Origin of the sequence: Dyadobacter sp. (assembly GCF_039919315.1) — a bacterium.
In the GTDB taxonomy this organism is placed as follows: domain Bacteria; phylum Bacteroidota; class Bacteroidia; order Cytophagales; family Spirosomataceae; genus Dyadobacter.
In genome coordinates this window covers 24,243-44,248 of record NZ_JBDSFX010000083.1, presented here as the reverse complement: position 1 = coordinate 44,248, position 20,006 = coordinate 24,243, and the positions used below count along the sequence as shown (strand labels likewise).

Here is a 20,006-nt window from a genome sequence, read left to right as displayed (position 1 = left end):
ATGGAAAATTCTAAACAACCATTACAACCAGGAAGACTCATTATTGTAGCCTATCGATTGCCGTTTAAGTTGATAATGGAGAACGATCAGGTGCAATTGTTTCAGAATTCGGGCGGGTTGGTTTCTGCGGTTTTATCACTAGTCAACGACCAAACAGCGCCGACTTTCAGTTCTGCCGAGAAAATCCAGTGGATAGGTTTCTCGGAAAATACCCCAGAGGAACTGGAAGGACAGTCGCTTACCAATGATGACTTTCAGGCGCATCCGGTTTTTATTTCAGATGAGGTAAATGAAAACTACTATGAAGGATTCTGCAATAATCTGATTTGGCCGTTATGCCATTACTTCCCTTCGCTTGCCCGCTTTGATGAAGCCTATTATGATGCCTACCAGGTTGCCAATAAACTCTTTTTTGATAAAGTAGCTGAGATCATTCAGCCCGGTGATGTGGTATGGGTGCAGGATTATCAGCTAATGCTGCTTCCCGGCCTGATACGTGAACGGTTTCCGGAAAATAAAATCGGCTTCTTTTTTCACATTCCATTTCCATCTTTTGAGCTTTTCAGGCTATTACCGGTTACCTGGCGCAAGGCAATTGTCGACGGTATACTGGGGGCTGATGTGGTCGGGTTCCACACCAATGATTATGTGGAATATTTCCTGAAAGCGGCAAGGCTGGTGTCAGGCTATGGGAATAAGCTGCATTACATTAATATGAGCAACCGGATCATTAAGGTCGATTCATTTCCGATCAGCATTGATTTCGCGAAGTTTAATGCTGCGTTCGACGAGCCTGAAGTGGCGGAGGCCAGACACGAGGCAAGGCAGTCGTTAAAGGAAAAAATAATTTTCTCCGTCGATCGACTGGATTATTCGAAAGGAATTATTCACAGACTGAAAGGATACCAACGGTTTCTGGAAAACTGCCCGGAGTGGCATGGAAAGGTATCGTTTGTGATGGTAGTGGTGCCTTCAAGAGATACCATCGACCAGTACCAGCAGATGAAATCGGAGATTGATCAGACGGTCGGAAGGATTAATGCGGACTATGGCAATATTTACTGGCAGCCCATTATCTATCAGTACCGGTCCATGGCTTATCATGAAATGGTTGGCATGTATACTGCCAGTGATGTTGCGCTCATTACGCCAGTACGGGATGGCATGAACCTCGTATGCAAGGAATATGTAGCAAGCCGGAAGGACAGGCAAGGAGTGCTGATACTCAGCGAAATGGCAGGTGCTGCAGCGGAGCTCGGAGAAGCGTTGATCATCAATCCGCTCGATCAGCAGGATATTGCCGACGCAATCAAAACGGCCTTTGAAATGCCGGTTGAAGAACAAACCAAAAGAATGGACGCCATGCGCGAGCGTATACAGGATTACGACGTCTTTGCATGGACCAATGATTTTTTTACACAAATGATGATGCTTGAACAAGAACACGAAAGGCTGCGCCAGGTGTTTCTGACCGATAGAGGTATTGATTCAATCCGCAGGGCTTATCAATCTTCAACAAACAGAATATTATTTTTTGACTACGATGGCACGTTGGCACCCATTGTGCCTGATCCTGCGAAGGCGATCATTTCGGAAGATGTGAGGAAGCTGATACAGGATATTGCCAAAAGAGATACGGTCGTCATTATCAGCGGAAGGGACCGTCACTTTTTAGACCAGCTTTTTAAAGAGATGCCAGTTCACATTATCGCGGAGCATGGCGCATTGACCCGGTTGAAAGGTAGTACTGAATGGCTGCTTAATGAGAGCTATGAGGAAAACTGGAAAGACAGCATCCGCCCGATTATGCAGATTTACGCGAAAAGATGTCCCGGCGCATTTGTCGAAGAAAAGGAAACTGCGCTGGCCTGGCATTACCGCACTGCCGATGAAATAGAATACGCAAGCCGCCGTGCGCAGGAGCTCCTTTGGCAATTGAAAAACTACATTCAACCAGAACTGAATCTGCAAGTGATCGATGGTAACAAGGTCGTAGAAGTTAAAAAGACAGCTTTCAACAAAGGTACTGCCGCAAGGACTTTTGTTGAAATTGGCAATTACGACTTTGTACTGGCGATTGGCGACGATACGACCGATGAGGATATGTTTGAGGCTTTGCCTGATGACTCGTTTACCATTAAAATCGGGGATGATCTGTCGGCCGCGCGTAACCACATCAGAAATCAGGAAGAGGTCTTTCATTTTCTGGATTTTATGGTCACGTCGATAGGCGAGTAATTCTGGCGTTTTTTGTATTTTGGGGATCAAATGCAGGATCCTTTACAACATTTACATTCACTTGTTAATGCTATTCAGCCCTTATCTGAGGATGACTGGTTAGCGCTCTCCTCGATCTGGAAACCGTTTCAGACCAGACGGAAAGAGATAGTCACCACCATAGGAGAGAAGGAAAAGCATTTGTATTTTGTGATTGAAGGCGTGCAGCGGGTCTACTATCTGGATGAACAGAACCGGGAGGCGACGATTGTGTTTACCTACGCGCCATCTTTTGGTGGAGTAGTGGATTCGTTGCTGCTGGAACAGCCTTCACGGTACTATTATGAGACATTAACGCCTTCCAGATTCCTAAAAGCGCCTTACAGTGAACTGAAATTGCTGATGAATGAGCGGCCGGCGATTGAACGAATGGTCAGGCTGGGACTCACGCAAACACTTTCCGGTGTGATGGAGCGATTGGTAGAAGTGCAATGTTTTTCCTCCGAGGATAAGTTCCGGAAACTACTTTTACGCAGCCCGCATATTTTGCAGCTCGTACCTCATAAGTATCTGGCCAATTATCTGGGCATTGATCCTACGAATTTTAGTAAGTTGGTCAATAAGGTGAGAATCTGAAAATCTTGGTTTTTACCAAATTTTAGAAATCAGGGAACCGGCATCTTTGCATTGAATCCAACCAGAAATGCAATGGGAAAAGTAAATAAAAAAGAACTGCTGCAAAAGCTCGAAGACCGGGTCGAAGGTCACATTTCAGATACAATGGTCTTGTTCCAGAATGGAGAGGAAGCTCTTCTGAACAGTCCTTCGTCTTCGGGAGGGTGGAGTATCGCGCAATGTCTCGCACATTTGAACAGCTACGGCGATTACTACCTGCCCAAAATTCGACAGGAAATAGAAAAAGCAGCTGAAAACTTCGAAAAGCAGGATTTTACAAGTAGTTGGCTGGGAGCGTATTTTACCAAAATGATGGAACCGGAAACTAGTAAGGGCAAATTCAAAGCTTTCAAAGGACATATCCCGCCTTCGGAACTGGACGCGGCTCAAACGGTAGCGGAGTTTCTCCGGCAGCAGGAAGACATGCTATTTTTGTTAAGAAATGCGGTTAGTAAGGACATGGAGACCATTAAGATCCCAGTTTCGATTCTGCCTTTTATAAAGTTAAGGGTAGGAGATGTCTTTCAATTCATTATCGCCCATGATGAGCGGCATATGCAGCAGGCTAAGAGAAATCTGGTAAAAGTAGCCAGTATCTGAGCCTTTTACATTGCTTAGGCCACTGCCAGGCCGCCGTTATCATCCAGGTTTTCAAGCTTAACAAAATGGCAAACATACCCCGCTGAGCGTAACACAGCCTGTATTCTGCTAAAATCCGACAATTCCGAGGTAAGGGTAAGCAGTAATTCCTGAAAATCGTAGGCCCAGTGCTTTACATTTAATTGTTTAAGGCAATCGTGCAGTCGCTGAAATGACTTTGTATTCTTGATTTTAGTACGAAATGAAATCTTATATGTATTTCTCATGGTAATTCTTATTATGAAGGATAGCTTTTGACTAAGTATAGTCTATCATATCGCTGGTTTTAGTTTGCTTTCCCAAAAGTGACACTTATTTATAATAATTACAAATAAGTATTGTTAAAATATCTTAATTGTTCAAAACAAAAAAGCTTTGTAACCCGGACGTAAGTTGCAAAGCTTTTCTGACTATTACTTTATTCGAATATTAAGAATTCATTAGACTTTTCATTTCCAGCTTCTGTCCAGAAAATCAACCCAGTTACGCCACATAATTTGTTCAATATCCTGTTCAGAATAGCCGCGTGACGATAGAATAGAGGTGATGGATTGCAGGTCAGCAATGGAATCGAGGTCTCCGGGAGATTGTTCTTTTCCATAAGCGCCATCCAGGTCGGAGCCTATGCCTACGTGGAGTGCATTGCCGGCCAGCTGGCAAATGTGGTCAATGTGCTGGGCAATGTGCTCGATTTTTAGACCGGTACTTTCGGGAGTCGATTTTCCTCTGATCCAGCCCGGAATCATCATCCACGCGTCAAAAGCCATACCGATCACCGCTTTTCTTTCCAACAACTCCTTGATCATCGCATCGGAAAACTGGCGATTATGCGGGGTAATTTCACGTACCAGATTATGACTCGCCCAAACCGGTCCTTTGAAAATATCCAGGGCCTCCCAGAATGCTGTGTCACATAAGTGCGTGGCATCAAGAATGATACCGAGCTTGTCCATTTCAATAAGCAGGTCTTTGCCTTTCTGAGAAAGCGGCTGATCCGAATCGGTACCGTATGCATACACGCCCGGGCCGTAATGTGCCGGACCGATCGCACGCAAGCCGTATTGGTAAGCTATTTCCAGATTTTTCAGACTTATAAATGAGTCTGCACCTTCCAGGCTGAGAATGTACCCGATAGGCAAATTTTCAGTGGATTCGGCTGTTTGCCAAAGATTTAAATGCTTATGCAACCCTGCGAGTTCAGTAATCTGTACCATCTCGCCCGCTTCTTCCATGGCTTTGTACCAGGCGATTTGGGCCTGGGTTTGTGCCCATGCCTGTGCCTGCGAATGCCAGCCAGGGATTTTACTGTCGGGTTTTACGAAACGGCCAATTTGTGTGGCGACGCACATTCCGATATTGCCTTTACGCATTTCAGGAAAGCTGACGACGCCTTTGCCGCGATCAGGTTTGTCGTTCAGGTTCTTTTCACGCTCACGAATGGCGCTCAATTCCTGCGTCAGATCGCGGTTCCATTCAACGGCGTTCATCGAAAGGTCGAGGTGGGCATCAAAAAGAAACATGTATGAATATTTTAAATGAGTACTAAATAGTCAGTCTGCGGGTACGTGCAGTAATTTTCCATTCACCGGTAACTTCGCCGTTTTCAATGATACTGGCATAATCGTGCAATGCTACCGAAGGGCAAATGTGATAGGGGAGTGCATAAAGCACATCACCGATCTGGATGGATTCCCAGGCTTCGGCGCCGACCTCCAATACGCCGTGTTCTTCACTTTGGCTCAAAACCGTGTAACCGTTGAGATTCAGCAATTTGAATCTGCTCTCGACAGGATTTTCAGCAGCTATGGCTTTATGGCCAAGGTCAATGGTGACAATGCCGGCAGTCGGTTTTGAAACTACGCGTGTCAGAATGAGCGCTGCATGCTGAAAGGGTTGCCCGTCGAATCGGTCGCCGTAACCCCAATCCCAAAGCACATTGGTCCCAGGACTGAGAAAAACTTCTGGCCTTAACACGTGCACCGTAAATGAAGGCGATCCGCCTGCAATGATCATGGGCTCGCCTGCGGCATCGTTTTTGATCAGATCAAGCAATGGCAAAATCTTGTCGTATGCTTCATCTGTCGCCAGTTTTCGTTCTGAAAATTCCGGGTTTCTGATGTGGCCGTCGTAGGCGTGAACTCCCGTGAACGCAATGTTGGGCAGGCTCGTCACATAGCGGTACAGGGATAGTATAGTTCCGTCTGTCGGACTACCCGAGCGGTTCATCCCATTATTAACATCTATAAAAAACGTTGAAGTGAAATCATGCGCTATCGACGCCTCATTCAAATCATTCGCGGACTTTTCGTTGTCGATCAATGAGGAAAAAATAATGTCGGGATATTTGGCACGCAATTGAAACAGTCGCGAAATATTGGGACCTACCAGCTGATAGGAAATCAGAATCCATTTAGCACCAGCGTCAGCCAGCATTTCAGCCTCGGCAATCGTCGCGCATTTGAATTTGCTGATTCCCTGTTGCAGCTGAATTTTAACGACTTCACCGCATTTGTGGGTTTTAACATGCGGAACCAAACGATCCACATCTCCCGCAATACTGATCATACTACGGATATTATTCTCAATGCGATCTTTATAGAACAGTAACGAAGGCGAAATTACCTCGTCGGGATTTTTGAGTTGAAACCAGGCCATATTTTTAAGTTCTATTTCTCTTCCAACTCAAACATCACTTCAATCTCAACCGGAATGTTATCCGGCAATGAGCCCATACCTACTGCGCTGCGTACGCCGATACCGTTTTCTTCGCCCCATATTTTGGCAAACAACTCGCTGCATCCATTGATAATGAACGGATGTTTTTCGAAATCCGGTGTACAGTTCACCATTCCCAAGACTTTGATTACCCGCTTAATTCTGTTAAGGCTTCCCAGGTTTGCTTTTAATGTAGATAGAATGGTCAATCCCACCTGACGAGCTGCAAGTTTGCCTGCATCCTCATCCATATCTTTACCAATTCTTCCTTTTATTAATGTTCCGTCATCCTGCACGGTGCCATGTCCAGAAACGTAAACCCAGCGTTTGTCAACGATCAAAAGCGGCTTGTATACGCCAAGGGGTTTTGGAGCGGGAGGGAGGTTAAGACCAAGGGCAGCGAAGTTCGATTCAGGCGTATTATCCATGATTAGTAGATTGGTAAATATTGATTTCTGATTTCTAAACGAACAAATTTAGCACTAAAACCCCCAGCAATCCCATGATAGAGACAATTGTTTCCATCACCGACCAGGTAAGCAGCGTGTCTTTAATGCTCAGATTGAAGTATTCTTTAAACAGCCAGAAGCCGCCGTCATTCAGGTGAGAAAACATCAGACTGCCTGATCCAATGGCCAGTACAAGCAATTCGGGCGGTACTGCGGAGTTGACCAAAAGCGGGGAAAGGATGCCAACCGTAGTAAGCCCAGCGACCGTGGCCGACCCAACGCAAACACGGATCACGGCCGCGATTCCCCAGCTGAGCAGCAGAGGTGAAATGTTGATATTTTTGAGATTGTCTGCTATATAGGTACTTACACCGCTGGCCGTCATTACTTCTTTGAAAACACCTGCTCCTGCAATGATGAGCAAAATCACAGAAACACCTTTGAAAGCTTCCTCCATTGATTTGCTGATCTTTTTCATTTCCATTCCACGTTGCAGTCCTAATGCATAGGCCGCGAAAAGTACGGAAACCAGCATTCCGAAGTAAGGCTCGGCGAGTAAACCGATCACTTTATTGTCCGGGTAGAGTCGCTTTACACCCGACATAGTTGTCAAAAGAAATACAGGAAGTAAAGCTGTAACGACACTTATTCCCAATCCGGGAAGTTCGGAAGTAGGTCTTGGTTTTACATTAAACAGGTCTGCATCAGGTTTGGGCTGAAATCTTTTAAGGGTGCTACCAAAAAGCGGCCCAGCGACTGCTATGGCTGGAATCGAGACCAGGATACCGTAAAAAAGTGTTTTTCCCAGATCCGCATGCAGCTGACTTGCAATGGCCGCAGGAGAAGGGTGGGGCGGGAGATACCCGTGCGCGACCGATAGCGCGGATAGCATGGGTACACCTATATATAAGAGTGGGAGCCTGGCCGTGGCGCTGATCATGAAAATCAATGGGATCACAATCACAAAGCCAGCATTATAAAACAGAGGTATACCTATCACAAATCCTGCCAGCGCCATGCCCCATTGAATGTATTTTTGCCCGAACAGGCCAATTAATGCATCCGTAATTCGCTGGGCGGCTCCGCTATCGGCGACCATTTTACCGAGCATTGCCCCGAAACCTACGATTAAAACCAGATCGCCCAGTGTTCCGCCCACACCTTTCTGAATAGCCTTACTAACGGTTTCAACATCCAGTCCGCTTGCCAGACCAAGTCCTATGGAGACTAGCAGGAAGGAAATGAATGTGTCAATCTTTAACCAGGCAATCAGTAAAATTAGCGCAAGAATCGCTATAAAGGTTAGTAATAAAGGCATAATGGAGTTGTGAAAAAGTAAGCTTTGCTTTATAAGATGGAAGAAGGGGAAATTTAATGATCGAAGCGAATTAAGTTTTATTTCGATGGTATTTCGGGTAAAAGTCGGGATATCACGGACATACAAACGGAACGCAGAAATAGCATAAAAGATAGTTTGTTAGAATGCTTTAAAATAGCGAAATTTGACTTTTTGGAACTTACAATATTGTACTAATTCACTGAGTAGTTGAATAATTTCAATCTCTCACTAATTTTTCGATTCTTTTCTAATTCTTTATGGCAGAATCTTCTGGTGAAAACATTATCCCCATTAATATTGAGGATGAAATGCGTGGAGCATACATCGATTACTCGATGTCAGTTATTATTTCCCGCGCTTTACCCGACGTTCGAGATGGTTTGAAACCGGTACACAGGCGGGTTCTTTACGGGATGTCGGATTTAGGTGTTAATTACAACCGCTCGCATAAAAAATCGGCTCGTATAGTAGGGGAGGTTTTAGGTAAGTATCACCCGCACGGGGATTCTTCAGTGTATAATACCATGGTGCGTATGGCCCAGCCTTGGTCGCTTCGCTATCCATTGGTTGACGGTCAGGGTAACTTCGGATCGGTTGACGGTGACAATCCGGCGGCGATGCGTTACACAGAGGCAAGACTGAAAAGGATTGCTGATGAGCTGTTGAATGACCTGGGTAAGGATACCGTCGATTTTCAGCCGAATTTCGATGATTCATTATCAGAGCCTTCTGTTCTCCCGGCCAAATTCCCGAACTTGCTCGTTAACGGTTCTTCCGGTATCGCGGTGGGTATGGCTACCAATATGGCGCCTCACAACCTTTCAGAGGTTATTGATGGTGTGCTGGCCTATATTGACAATAATGAAATTACCATCCCCGAATTGATGGAGTACGTAAAGGCGCCTGATTTTCCAACGGGGGGTATTATATATGGTTATCAGGGCGTGCGTTCTGCTTTTGAAACCGGTCGCGGCAGCATCATCATGCGCTCGAAAGCGAATTTCGAAGTCTCCAAGACTGGCCGTGAGCAGATCATTATCACGGAAATTCCTTATATGACCAACAAGGCTGCGATGATTGAACGTATCGCCGGCTTGATCAATGACAAGAAATTAGACGGAATTTCCGACATCCGCGACGAATCGGATAGGGATGGAATGCGGATCGTGTTCGATCTTAAAAAGGACGCTATTCCAAATATTGTATTGAACCATTTGTTCAAATACACCCCATTGCAATCATCATTCGGTGTCAATAATGTGGCCCTGGTAAAAGGACGGCCAGTAACGCTGAATCTGAAAGACCTGATCAGGCATTATGTGGATCACCGGATTGTGGTGATTACAAGACGTACCGAGTATGAACTGAGAGAGGCAGAAAAACGCGCCCACATTCTGGAAGGTTTGATTATTGCCCTGGATAATCTGGACGCAGTGATTACCCTGATCCGCAGCTCGCGCGACCCGGATACCGCCAGAAACGGTTTGATGGAGCAATTCGCATTAAGCGAGATCCAGGCCAAGGCGATCCTTGAAATGCGTCTGCAAAGGTTGACAGGTCTTGAAAGAGATAAAATTATAAAGGAATACGACGAGATCATGGTTCTGATCACGGATTTGAAAGACATTCTAGCCAACGAATTCCGTAAGTTTGACATTATCAGAACAGAACTCGGAGAGATCAGGGAACGCTATGGCGACGAACGCAGGACCAAAATTGAGTTTGCAGCCGAAGAGTTCAGCGATGAAGATATGATCCCGGATGATGAAATGTTGATTACCATTTCAAATGAAGGGTATATCAAAAGAACACCATTGTCCGAGTATCGTACGCAAACCAGGGGTGGGGTAGGTTCCCGTGGTGTGAAAACCAAGGATACCGATTTCACCGAGCATTTGTTCTCCGCGACGATGCTCAATTACCTGTTGATTTTCACAGAATATGGTAAACTGTTCTGGATGAAGGTATACGAAGTGCCGGAAGGAAGTAAAAATTCCAAAGGCCGTCCGATCCAAAATCTGATCAGCCTGGAAAACGGAGATTCGATTCGTTCAGTGATCAACGTTAGGACTTTATCAAATGAGGATTATATCAACAATAATTACCTCATAATGTGTACGCAGCAGGGCACAATCAAAAAGACTTTGCTAGAAGCTTACTCTCGTCCGCGTACAAATGGTATCATCGCGATTTCTATCAACGAAGGTGACCGACTGTTGAATGTAGCGCTGACCAACGGAGACAATGATATCGTGATCGCATCAAGTGCAGGGCGTGCCGTTCGATTCAACGAAAAAGGAGTTCGCCCGATGGGAAGAACTGCTGCCGGTGTGCGCGGTATCAACCTGAATGATCCTGAGAACAAGGTGATTGGTATGGTTTGTATCAACAGAGAAGATGCTCAGCTGCTGGTAGTCTCTGAAAATGGTTTTGGTAAGCGTTCTGATATAGATAGTTACCGTATTACCAAACGTGGTGGTAAAGGTGTTTCCACCATGAATGCTACGGATAAAGTAGGTAAACTGGTTGCGATCCGCGAGGTCACCGAACAGGATGACTTGATGATTATCACCAGAAATGGTATTGCAATCAGAATGAGCGTTTTGAATATTCGTTTGGCAGGCCGTAATACGCAGGGTGTCAAATTGATCAAACTGAATAATTCTGACGAAATCACTTCTGTGACGCGAATTCTGAAAGATCCGGACGAAGAAAAAGTGGAAGAACTGGACGAAGACGGAAACGTGATCGTACGCCCGGCTGCTGTGATCGAAGGTGAGGGCGCGGGAGACGTGGAAATTCTTACTGCCGAGGATCAGGAAGAAGAAGATGAAGATGTGACGGAGGATGATGAAGAAGACGAAAATGATCCTGCTGACGAGTCAGAGGCATGATTTTTGTAAAAATAATATTAATTGATTTATATTTAGCGAACGAACAATCAATCACAACCAAAGTTTAATATTTATGAAAAAACTGTTTTTTGTTTCTGCACTTAGCCTTTTCAGTATGGCTGCGTTTGCGCAGGATGCTGTTAATAAGGCCGTGGTAGATCAATATCGTAAGGATAAAGAAAAAAGTGATAAGGATGTAACCGATGCAAAGAGTAGTGCAAAGGCCGCTTTTTGGCTGGAAAGAGCTAAACTTTATGAAAACATTGCTCTACAAGGATCAGAAGTGGATTCAAGCGCAGCGAAAACAGCTTTGGAAGCTTACAAAAAGGTGGTTGAACTGGATGTCACTAAAAAGGGTGAACCAGGTAAATCTGCAAAGGAAGCACAGAATGTCATTGCTGGCGGTGAAGGAACGCAATTGTTCAATGCATTTGTAAAGCAGGGAGCTGAGAAATATCAGGCTAAAAACCTGAGCGGTGCTTTGGAAATGTTTATCGGTGCACAGGAAATCAACAAAAAGGACACGTTGGCTTCTTTATATGGTGGTATCGCTGCTCAGCAACTTGACAAAAAGGATGTTGCGAAAGAGCAATTCGAGAAATATGCTGCAAACGGAGGTAAAGACCCTAGTGTGTTTTACGGTCTCGCACAGCTGTATCGCGGAGAAAACAATTTTGACAAAGCGATCGAAACTTTGAACAAAGGTTTGGTTCAATCTCCTGGTAACAAGGATCTTAAAGCAGAGGTGGTTAACATTTTGTTGGCTTCCGGTAAAGAAGATCAAGCGATCAACGAGTTGACTGCTTTGACAAAAAGCGATCCTACTAATGCGCAAAACATTGTGAACCTGGCTATTCTTTACGATAACACCAGCACCAAAGCCACTCAGAAAATTAAAGAAATCCAGAACAAGCTTGGATCAGGTGGTGGTAAAGCTGCTAACTTGGCTAAAAACCTGGAAAGTGAAAAAGGGAAAATTGAGGTTTTTGATGGTGAGGTGAAGCGTATCAGCGCATTAATCAAAAAGCAACCAAAAAATGCGGATTTGAAACGCCAGCTGGCGGATGTTAATGCAAAGAAAAAGGAAACGGTAGAAGCCATTGCTAAAATGGAAGCTGACGTTAAAACAGCTCAGGATGCTTCAAAAGGTAATGACGTAGCAGCTCTTGAAAAAGAATTGGCTGAGTTGAAAACAAAACAGGCGTCAGCTAGCAAAGAGGCAATTGTTAACTACAAAAAAGTATTGGAAATTGACGCTGCCAACTACGATGCGTTGTACAACCTTGGTGTTTTCTATTTCAACGAAGCTGTTCAATTGAAAGGCGAAGTCGATAATATGAACATGACTGAGTATCAGCAACGTGGCAAAGAAGTGGAAGGCCGTGTGTGTGGAAAATTCAGAAAAGCTAAGCCATATTTCGAAAAAGCGATTCAGGCAAAAGACGAAGCAGAAGCTAAGGAAAACCTGACCACTGTAAACGGCGTTTTGGAGCAGTTTACGAGCAAAGGTGTTGCTTGTGTTGATGAGCAATAGTCTGTAAGAATACCTTAAAAAGCGGCGTCAGTTCACTCTGACGCCGCTTTTTTGTTTCTGCACGATGGATGGCGGCAGGATTTCGCGTAGGGTAGGGTTGTCCAGGAGTTGCTGTAAACGGACGGGGTCAGGGTAGGGGATTTGCCATTTTGGTTGTTGTAAATACGATTTGTTGTTAGTTTTCAAGTACTTGGAAACATTGGCGGTTTGAATGAGGGATAGCCGATAATTTCTACGAATGTCGTGCATGTCATAACTGTAATGGGTCATGTGCCCGTCAAGGAAAATAGCAAAGAAAATCGGTAGTAAAATTTGAAACCATCGGTTACTTAATGTTTCAATGGCTCGTATCACAAACCATGCATTACCGATAAGTCCCAAACTGAATAACTCGGTATAGCGCGAAGCGACTTCGGTCAGTTCCTGTCCACGGCCGTAGCCAATGGCAAGCGCCTGGGAGAGGGACCAGACAAAACATCCGGCCATCAATAAATCGATGCGATTTAGTTTTTTATAAAATGTCAACATTGGAATTACGATGACCGCCGGTAGCCATAACACAATGGCAGGTAAGGGGCTACCGATAATGGGCCAGCTGAGAATGTAGCCGACAGCGCTGCTTAGTTCCGACAAGTTGCTTGCGCGGTATACCTGATTAGCAGCTATTTGAGGTAATAACAAATATCCGCTGGCAGCAATGACAATCAGTAGGGCATTAATAATCAATGTATTAGGTAGCGAATTTGTCTTGTTTAAATACCAGTTTAAGAGATACACCAACGCAACTGCCAATGGAGTCAAAAGACCGGAAGCCATTGTTAGGACGCTGACCACTGAAAGTATCAATATTGCTACAATGGAAAAAATGCTGCGGGGATGGAATGTAGCGAGACTAATGGAGGTTACTGTAAACAGGATCAGAAAATAGAATTGGCTCTGAAATCCGATGAGCAAATTTTCGAAAGAGAAAGGCAAAGCGAATTGCGCAATGATCACGATGAGCAAGAAATATCTTTTGCCAAACAATGCGCCGTGCCGATGCAGCAACCAAACCAGTGAGGCCGGGATGGCGGCCGCCAGGAGAATATTCAAACGAGCTTCGGTCAGGTTGTTCCAGGAACCGGTGATTTCAAAAATCACGAGAGACAGCACGCGGGTGGGAAATATCCGGTGTTCATTATGAGGCTGCCATAGGTCTGACAGTTTCAATGTTCCTTGGATCCACGGTCGTAATAGAAAATCTCCTTCGGCATCCCATTGATCCCAATAAGGTAACGGCACTGCAAAGTGCTCCACATAATAAAGTCTGGATAGTGCTACCAGAAGAAAGACCAATAAGGTAAGAAAGGTTAGATTCGTGTTGTCAGAAAGTCTATTTAACATAATATAAATTATACAACAAATATATATCGAATTCAGGATTTGACACAAATCACATAGCCGCGAGATTTGGATATACCGTGCCTATGGTCAGGATCATGCTTACGTTTAAATCTAAGAGGGATTAGATTGAGCTGTTTTGTGTGTAAGATGTTGCTTTTCAGTAATTTCAAGACCAATTTGACCAACAGTAAATCTAAACTACCTTTTTGAAATTTACTTAAATTATGATTTAAATGCTCGTTTTCATCATCCTTAGTCCGTTAAATCAACAGGTTTTAGAATATTGAATGAAAGCTGGTATCATTACATAAATTTCAAGATGCTGAAAATGAGTTCGATAAAGACAATTGTCCAACAAGCATTCATAATGAGTATAGTTTCTACGGTTTTCAATTTCCTCTTTTCATGTTCAGATGGCAAACCGGGAATGCTTTCAAAAAGCGGTTATCATATCAGCGATGACAAGGTTTACTATTTCGGAGGTCTTAGCAGCGGACCGGCCATAGAATTGATTGGGGCTGATCCAAAATCTTTCAAAAATCTGGATGAGCAAGGATTCCCCGAAGGCAGCTATGGAAAGGATAAACAACATGTCTATTTTGAAGGCAAGCTTATCAGTAATGCGAATGCTTCGTCCCTTGTCAGATTAAAAGGCTATTTTTCGCGTGACCAGGATCATGTATTTTACCTGAACCAAATTTTGTCAGACGATCCGGATCATTTTGAATTCATTGACGACAATGTTCACAAAGATTGCAAGCATGTCTACTGGTCTGATAAAATTATCTCGGACGATCCCGCGTCATTTAAATTGATAGGTCAATCAGGAGGTTCGTCTTATTACAAGGACCAGTTAGGAATTCTTGCCAATGATACGAGAATTCCAGGTGCGGATGCTGAAAGTTTCAAGCCGCTGGCTCACGGGTATTCAATGGATAAGTCCAAAGTTTATCTAATGGAAAGTACTCAATTACAGGAAGTACCCAATGCGGAACCGTCGAGTTTTAAAGTTTTAAATGCTTTCTATACCTCCGATTCGCAACACGTGTTTTGGCGGGGTAAGCCTCTCCCCGACTCTGATCCTAGCACTTTCGAAATCCTGAATGAGGAATCGCATTGCAGCCGGGACAAAAAGCAAGCTTACCATTGGGACATCGTGATCCCAAATACGGACCCGACTACATTTCCAAATGGTAAGCGTTGCAAATATTGTACAAATGAAAAGATCGTGTTCGAAGACTAAGAAATTAGGCAATATCACAGATCTCCACACATTGTTTCAATGAAGCGATCGGCTCTCTTTTTGGGATAAACTCCTGAGCTACAAAGCCTTTGAAACCTGTTTCGGCAATTGCTTTCATGATGGCCGGATAATATAATTCCTGACCTTCATCGATTTCGTTTCTTCCCGGAACACCGCCTGTATGATAATGGGCAATGTACTTATGATACTTTTTGATCGTCGCAATCACATCGCCCTCCATGATCGACATGTGATAAATGTCGTAAAGCAATTTGAAATTTTCAGAGCCTACCATTTCACAAAGACCTGCGCCCCAGGATGTGTGGTCGCACATATAATCTTTGTGATTGACTTTGCTGTTGAGCAACTCCATGATCATGGTAACGCCATGCTTTTCAGCCGACGGCATCAGTCTCCGCAATCCAATCGCCGAATTTCGCATACCGTCAATGTCGGACATACCGCGACGGTTTCCCGAAAAGCAAATGACCGTTGTATACCCGGCGTCTTTTAATTTTGGAAAAATGTCCTCGTAACTTTTCACAAGCTCGTCATGATTGGCGAGATCATTAAATCCTTTCTCGATTCCCATACCTGCACCATTTGGCAGGGCACAAGTGAGGCCGTACTTTTTAAGGATCGGCCAGTCAGCTGGACCAAGAAGTTCGATCGAAGAAATTCCTATTTTTTTACATTCCTGCGCAAAGGTTTCCAGCGGAATGCTGTTATAGCACCATTTACATACGGAGTGGTTGATTTTACCTTTCAGATTTGGGCCGAGTGCTTTTTCAGTGGCGGCAAAAACTTCGGATATAGAAAGTATGCCGGCGGTACTCGCGGCTATATTTTTTAATGCGGTACGTCTGTTTGACATGATTCTGTAAAGGATAAATGTGTCAGGCTATGTCGCAAATGGTGACTCCTTGTTTCAATGACGCAAGGTCATCTTTCCGGCTCGGAATAAATTCCTGGCCAACGAAACCTTTGTACCCGGTGTCTATGATCGCTTTCATAATCGAAGGATAATACAATTCCTGCGTTTCGTCGATTTCGTTTCTTCCCGGTACACCGCCAGTGTGGTAATGCGCAATGTACTTATGATATTTTTTAATGGTTGCGATCACGTCACCTTCCTGAATCTGCATATGATAGATATCGTAAAGCAACTTGAATTTTTCGGAACCGATCATTTCGCAGAGCGCAGCCCCCCACTCTGTCCGGTCGCACATGTAATCACGGTGATTGACTTTGCTGTTGAGCAGTTCCATAACGAGCGTTACATTATGCTTTTCTGCAATTGGAATTAACCTTTTTATCCCAACCGCGCAGTTTCTCATCCCGTCAGCGTCGGACATGCCGCGTCGGTTTCCTGAAAAACAAATGATCTTATCATAACCGGCAGCCCGGACTTTGGGAATCACGTCTTCGAAGCCTTTTACCAGTTCATCATGGTTGGCCGGGTCGTTGAACCCTTTATCAATGCTCTTGGTCAGGCCTTCACCCCAGGGTAATGCACAGGTTAGTCCATACTTTTTGATAACCGGCCATTCTTCCGGTCCAAGCAATTCAATGGATTTCAATCCTATTTTCTTGCAGTCCTGTGCAAATGTGTCCAGTGGTATCTTACCATAGCACCACTTACAAACAGAATGATTGATCTTGCCATTGAGTTTGGGGCCCAATGCTTTTTCGGAAGCTGCAAATGCTTCTGATAAAGATATTGGGAAGGTCAGCATACCGGTACCGGCTACTACCTTTTTGAGAATTGAACGTCTGCTCGCAACTTTGTTCATTCGTTGATTTCTTACTGAATTGGTTAAAAAAAATAGTGATGCTACCGGATCGGTTTTGCTGGGAAAAGCAGCCGATCAACACGCAGCACCACTATATTAAGCTTAATAAACTATAATCTACTCAAAAATAAAACGATCTATTTTCCCCCTTTTGGAGCGGAAGATTCGGTGTAAATCGGGTTGTTTTTGTTACCTCCCGACATCAGGTAAGCAACCAAATCTCTCAGTTCGTTCGGGTTCAATCCATTGATCAAGCCTGGAAGCATGATCGATTCAGGAGAAGTTTTCGTCGACGCCACTGTCTTCTTGCCGATTTTGCGGATCGTTTTTGAGTCAAAAGGATTTTGAGCGATGTAATAGAAATTAGCATCTTCATTCATCTGGCGACCCAATACCGACTGACCATCTTTCAACGTATATATGGTTGAAGCATACTGGTCAGACACAGCGTTATTAGGAATGATAATCGCTTCCAGCATATCTTTCGCGCTGAAACGTGTGCCTAACTGTGTCAGTTCAGGGCCAACATCCGCACCTTCACCTTGAATGGTGTGGCATTTATCGCAAATAACTGCTGAGAAAATCAGCTTGCCACGATCAAAATCACGATGTTTCAGACTATCCTGAACCAGTTTCACAGCGTCATCAACTTTCCATTGACGTCCCGGTCCTTTTGGTGAATACGCATTAGCAATGTCATTTCCATTGGCTGTCAGTAACTTAGCGCCAGAAAGGTCATTGTAGTATTCAAATTTATCTTTCGGTACGTGAGTCAGAGCCCGCTGGCGTGCTTTGTCAATAAAACCGATATAACTTCTCCCGCCTTTGAAGCCGAAAGCAGTATTGAACCATTTAAAGTACTCGTCGCGCAAAGCGGGTGTCCAGTCGGTTTTGTCACCGCTCAATACCATTGCGTAGAAAGTCTGCTGCGCCGGAGGAAGTTTCGCCAACAAGCCAGCAATGTCCAAACCATACTGCGGGTTTCTAAGGATCAGGTCGGAAGAAGCAGTGGCAGGAATGTTGTCCTTGTCTTCAAATTTCTCCGATTTCAACAACGCCAATGTTCTTTCAGCTGTTTTAGGAACTTCAAGGAACACCAGTAATTTGCTGTATAAGCGGTTGATTTCAGGTGACTTTGCAGGATAGTTCGGATTCAAATAAGCTACTACTGCTGTTTTGGTGGCAGCATCAGGCTGACCGAAACGGAACAATGCAACCTCAAATGTTCTGAGTAGATCTGCTTTTTTAGCGTCCGTTAACTTGGCATAATCGATCTTCGTAAGTGCTTTATAAAGATCATTTTTTACACTTGCATCTCCCTGCCGAGCCAATGCCAATGCGCCATAGATCAAAGTTTGTGGATCTTTTTCAGCCAAAACTTTCGATTTCCATTGGTCAACCGGCTGATGTTCGATGGCGATACGAGCTGCGTAGCGAACAAAACGATCCGGATGTTTCAGATTTGGCCAGGCAGTATCTACTGCTTTCGGATCTTGTTTGGCATGGAATTTTTCCAATTCGGTACGCAACTTGTGTTCAGGCGTAATTACAGGGGTAACCACGTTTGAGCCAGCCGCGATTTTTTGATAGTCTTTATGGTACACACGATATAGATCCGATTCGAGGCGGCGACCACCTGTCAGGAAGTAAAGTGCGCCATCAGGACCAATTTGTCCGTCGGTAAGTGGTAGCGGCGAGCCCGAAATAAACTCCTCGTGTTCAGCGGAATAAGTAGATCCGTTTGGTTTCAGGTGCAATGCGTGCATAATCCCGAAACTCCAGTCAAATGCGAGTAACGTATTTTTGTATTTTTCTGGAAAACGGGCATCTTTAAGATATATCAGGTTGGTTGGTGAGCCTTGACCGATATTTTGTATTGCAGGCAAGTTGTCTGGAAATGAAGGATGCCATTTACCTGATCCGGTCCGCCATCCGAATTCGCCCCCGCTAATCGCGTGACATACTCTTGTGGGACGGTACCAAGGCTGACCGAAATCCCATTCCATATCAGAATCGTAGGTGAAAAGGTCACCTGCTTCATTGAATGCAATATCGTATGGGTTCCTGAAACCAGCAGTCATCAATTCCCATTTTTTTCCTTCCGGATCTGTTTGAACAATCCAGCCACCAGGAGCCATTCTATCGTTGGCATGTCCGCGTGGATCTTTGATCAACGGGAAAAGATTGTCGTCTTTCCAATTAGGAGTCAGTCTGTAAGAATCCATTGTTGGCAGATCGGTATGGTTACCTGCCACCACGAAAAGAGATTTTTTATCCGGAGACAGAATGATGCTGTGCGGGCCGTGTTCCCCCTCTCCTTTTGTGGCTTTCAGTAGCGTCACCTTATCAAACTGATCGTCATTGTCGGTATCCTGCAAACGATATACACCGCTGCCATTTGGGATTTTTTCAGTGGACCTGTTATTGACAACAACATAAAGACTGTTGAATGCATAAAGCAATCCCTGTGCAGCGCCTAAATTGACTTTGGCGGTATCAGATTTATCGCCTACGATTAGTCTTTCTACCTTCGGAGCGGCTGTTGAACCAATAGGAGGCAATTCCAGCCGATACAAAAATCCATATTGGTCAGATGTGATCATCCGGCCTTTATTGTCAAATGCCATAGCAACCCACGACCCATTCTTTGCTTCGGAAGGGCTGTACAAGTGTTCCGCTTTGAAACCTTCGGGTAATTTCAGTTTGTCAACCTTTGAGCCGGGAGGACGATGTTTGGCGGTTCGGTTACTCAGCATCACTCCACAGAAAACGCCCACAGCCAGAAGCACTGCAAGCGTCATTGGAAGTTTTAACCATTGTTTTTTTGTGTACATTTTACAGCTCAGAGTTTAAGTAATTATAAATGATAAAATTGATTGACAGACCATGCATTGATAATAGATTATTCGCTCATTCAGTAAAGTTTCGCAGGTATTTTTATTACTAATATCTTAAATAAAACTAACTAAAACTTTAAATAATCTGATAACTACAATATTAGAGGTAATGCATGACGAGACTATCCTGTTGTGTCGGGATTTTCAATGATTGAATGATTGAATGAATGAATGAGTGAATGGGTGGGTGGATGAATGGGTGAATGATCTGAAGTGAAAAATGAGTGA

General features: G+C 44.3%; 15 protein-coding genes. 6 read left to right on the top strand and 9 right to left on the bottom strand.

The genetic code is table 11. The features are described from left to right. The 3 genes from ABIO93_RS22660 (at position 1) to ABIO93_RS22650 (ending at position 3,492) form a co-directional block, all read left to right on the top strand. Positions 1-2,238, top strand: a complete 2,238-nt coding sequence (locus ABIO93_RS22660) for a bifunctional alpha,alpha-trehalose-phosphate synthase (UDP-forming)/trehalose-phosphatase (protein WP_348071927.1) — start codon at positions 1-3, stop codon at positions 2,236-2,238. A gap of 30 nt (positions 2,239-2,268) precedes the next feature. Further along, positions 2,269-2,853 (top strand): Crp/Fnr family transcriptional regulator, encoded by a 585-nt coding sequence (locus ABIO93_RS22655; protein WP_348071925.1) that lies wholly within the window; start codon positions 2,269-2,271, stop codon positions 2,851-2,853. 72 nt (positions 2,854-2,925) lie between these two features. Then, positions 2,926-3,492 (top strand): DinB family protein, encoded by a 567-nt coding sequence (locus ABIO93_RS22650; protein ID WP_348071923.1) that lies wholly within the window; start codon positions 2,926-2,928, stop codon positions 3,490-3,492. Between the two features lie 14 nt (positions 3,493-3,506). Here the strand turns inward: ABIO93_RS22650 and ABIO93_RS22645 are convergent, their stop codons facing one another. The 5 genes from ABIO93_RS22645 to ABIO93_RS22625 form a co-directional block, all read right to left on the bottom strand. Beyond that, positions 3,507-3,758: a hypothetical protein gene (locus ABIO93_RS22645; RefSeq protein WP_348071921.1), complete on the bottom strand. Its 252-nt coding sequence runs from the start codon at positions 3,756-3,758 to the stop codon at positions 3,507-3,509. A gap of 222 nt (positions 3,759-3,980) precedes the next feature. After that, positions 3,981-5,051, bottom strand: coding sequence for a membrane dipeptidase (locus ABIO93_RS22640; protein WP_348071919.1), 1,071 nt, complete (start codon positions 5,049-5,051; stop codon positions 3,981-3,983). Between the two features lie 22 nt (positions 5,052-5,073). Then, on the bottom strand, positions 5,074-6,186 hold the full coding sequence (locus ABIO93_RS22635) for a D-TA family PLP-dependent enzyme (RefSeq protein ID WP_348071917.1): 1,113 nt from the start codon (positions 6,184-6,186) through the stop codon (positions 5,074-5,076). Positions 6,187-6,197: 11 nt separating this feature from the next. Beyond that, the gene (locus ABIO93_RS22630) at positions 6,198-6,674 is read right to left on the bottom strand and encodes a RidA family protein (RefSeq protein WP_348071915.1); all 477 of its coding nucleotides are present in this window, start codon (positions 6,672-6,674) and stop codon (positions 6,198-6,200) included. A 34-nt stretch (positions 6,675-6,708) separates the two neighbouring features. Further along, positions 6,709-8,013 carry a gluconate:H+ symporter gene (locus tag ABIO93_RS22625; RefSeq protein WP_348071913.1) on the bottom strand — a complete coding sequence of 435 codons (1,305 nt, stop codon included), beginning with the start codon at positions 8,011-8,013 and terminating at the stop codon, positions 6,709-6,711. Positions 8,014-8,291: 278 nt separating this feature from the next. Here ABIO93_RS22625 and gyrA point away from each other — a divergent pair, with 278 nt between their 5' ends. Together gyrA and ABIO93_RS22615 are read left to right on the top strand one after the other, a co-directional pair. Further along, positions 8,292-10,928, top strand: a complete 2,637-nt coding sequence (gyrA, locus tag ABIO93_RS22620; RefSeq protein ID WP_348071911.1) for a DNA gyrase subunit A — start codon at positions 8,292-8,294, stop codon at positions 10,926-10,928. Positions 10,929-11,001: 73 nt separating this feature from the next. Continuing rightward, complete coding sequence (locus tag ABIO93_RS22615) at positions 11,002-12,462, top strand: tetratricopeptide repeat protein (protein ID WP_348071909.1); 1,461 nt, start codon at positions 11,002-11,004, stop codon at positions 12,460-12,462. Positions 12,463-12,489: 27 nt separating this feature from the next. On the opposite strand, the gene ABIO93_RS22610 is transcribed toward ABIO93_RS22615, so the two are convergent. Next, positions 12,490-13,845 (bottom strand): hypothetical protein, encoded by a 1,356-nt coding sequence (locus tag ABIO93_RS22610; RefSeq protein ID WP_348071907.1) that lies wholly within the window; start codon positions 13,843-13,845, stop codon positions 12,490-12,492. Between the two features lie 367 nt (positions 13,846-14,212). Here ABIO93_RS22610 and ABIO93_RS22605 point away from each other — a divergent pair, with 367 nt between their 5' ends. Then, positions 14,213-15,088, top strand: a complete 876-nt coding sequence (locus ABIO93_RS22605; RefSeq protein ID WP_348071905.1) for a DKNYY domain-containing protein — start codon at positions 14,213-14,215, stop codon at positions 15,086-15,088. 4 nt (positions 15,089-15,092) lie between these two features. Here ABIO93_RS22605 and ABIO93_RS22600 read toward each other — a convergent pair whose 3' ends face one another. The 3 genes from ABIO93_RS22600 to ABIO93_RS22590 all read right to left on the bottom strand — a co-directional run bounded on the left by ABIO93_RS22600 (position 15,093) and on the right by ABIO93_RS22590 (position 19,715). Next, positions 15,093-15,962: a TIM barrel protein gene (locus tag ABIO93_RS22600; protein WP_348071903.1), complete on the bottom strand. Its 870-nt coding sequence runs from the start codon at positions 15,960-15,962 to the stop codon at positions 15,093-15,095. 22 nt (positions 15,963-15,984) lie between these two features. Next, positions 15,985-16,881 (bottom strand): TIM barrel protein, encoded by an 897-nt coding sequence (locus tag ABIO93_RS22595; RefSeq protein ID WP_348071901.1) that lies wholly within the window; start codon positions 16,879-16,881, stop codon positions 15,985-15,987. A gap of 137 nt (positions 16,882-17,018) precedes the next feature. After that, entirely contained in the window at positions 17,019-19,715 is a 2,697-nt protein-coding gene (locus ABIO93_RS22590; protein ID WP_348071899.1) for a heme-binding protein, read from the bottom strand. Positions 19,716-20,006: the final 291 nt, after the last annotated feature.

Bases quoted from the DNA above. Each gene is read 5' to 3' on its own strand.
- gyrA (WP_348071911.1), top strand. From the start codon at position 8,292: ATGGCAGAATCTTCTGGTGAAAACATTATCCCCATTAATATTGAGGAT.
- ABIO93_RS22610 (WP_348071907.1), bottom strand. From the start codon at position 13,845: ATGTTAAATAGACTTTCTGACAACACGAATCTAACCTTTCTTACCTTA.
- ABIO93_RS22655 (WP_348071925.1), top strand. From the start codon at position 2,269: ATGCAGGATCCTTTACAACATTTACATTCACTTGTTAATGCTATTCAG.
- ABIO93_RS22600 (WP_348071903.1), bottom strand. From the start codon at position 15,962: ATGTCAAACAGACGTACCGCATTAAAAAATATAGCCGCGAGTACCGCC.
- ABIO93_RS22630 (WP_348071915.1), bottom strand. From the start codon at position 6,674: ATGGATAATACGCCTGAATCGAACTTCGCTGCCCTTGGTCTTAACCTC.
- ABIO93_RS22625 (WP_348071913.1), bottom strand. From the start codon at position 8,013: ATGCCTTTATTACTAACCTTTATAGCGATTCTTGCGCTAATTTTACTG.
- ABIO93_RS22660 (WP_348071927.1), top strand. From the start codon at position 1: ATGGAAAATTCTAAACAACCATTACAACCAGGAAGACTCATTATTGTA.
- ABIO93_RS22640 (WP_348071919.1), bottom strand. From the start codon at position 5,051: ATGTTTCTTTTTGATGCCCACCTCGACCTTTCGATGAACGCCGTTGAA.
- ABIO93_RS22645 (WP_348071921.1), bottom strand. From the start codon at position 3,758: ATGAGAAATACATATAAGATTTCATTTCGTACTAAAATCAAGAATACA.
- ABIO93_RS22605 (WP_348071905.1), top strand. From the start codon at position 14,213: ATGAGTATAGTTTCTACGGTTTTCAATTTCCTCTTTTCATGTTCAGAT.
- ABIO93_RS22650 (WP_348071923.1), top strand. From the start codon at position 2,926: ATGGGAAAAGTAAATAAAAAAGAACTGCTGCAAAAGCTCGAAGACCGG.
- ABIO93_RS22590 (WP_348071899.1), bottom strand. From the start codon at position 19,715: ATGTACACAAAAAAACAATGGTTAAAACTTCCAATGACGCTTGCAGTG.
- ABIO93_RS22615 (WP_348071909.1), top strand. From the start codon at position 11,002: ATGAAAAAACTGTTTTTTGTTTCTGCACTTAGCCTTTTCAGTATGGCT.
- ABIO93_RS22635 (WP_348071917.1), bottom strand. From the start codon at position 6,186: ATGGCCTGGTTTCAACTCAAAAATCCCGACGAGGTAATTTCGCCTTCG.
- ABIO93_RS22595 (WP_348071901.1), bottom strand. From the start codon at position 16,881: ATGAACAAAGTTGCGAGCAGACGTTCAATTCTCAAAAAGGTAGTAGCC.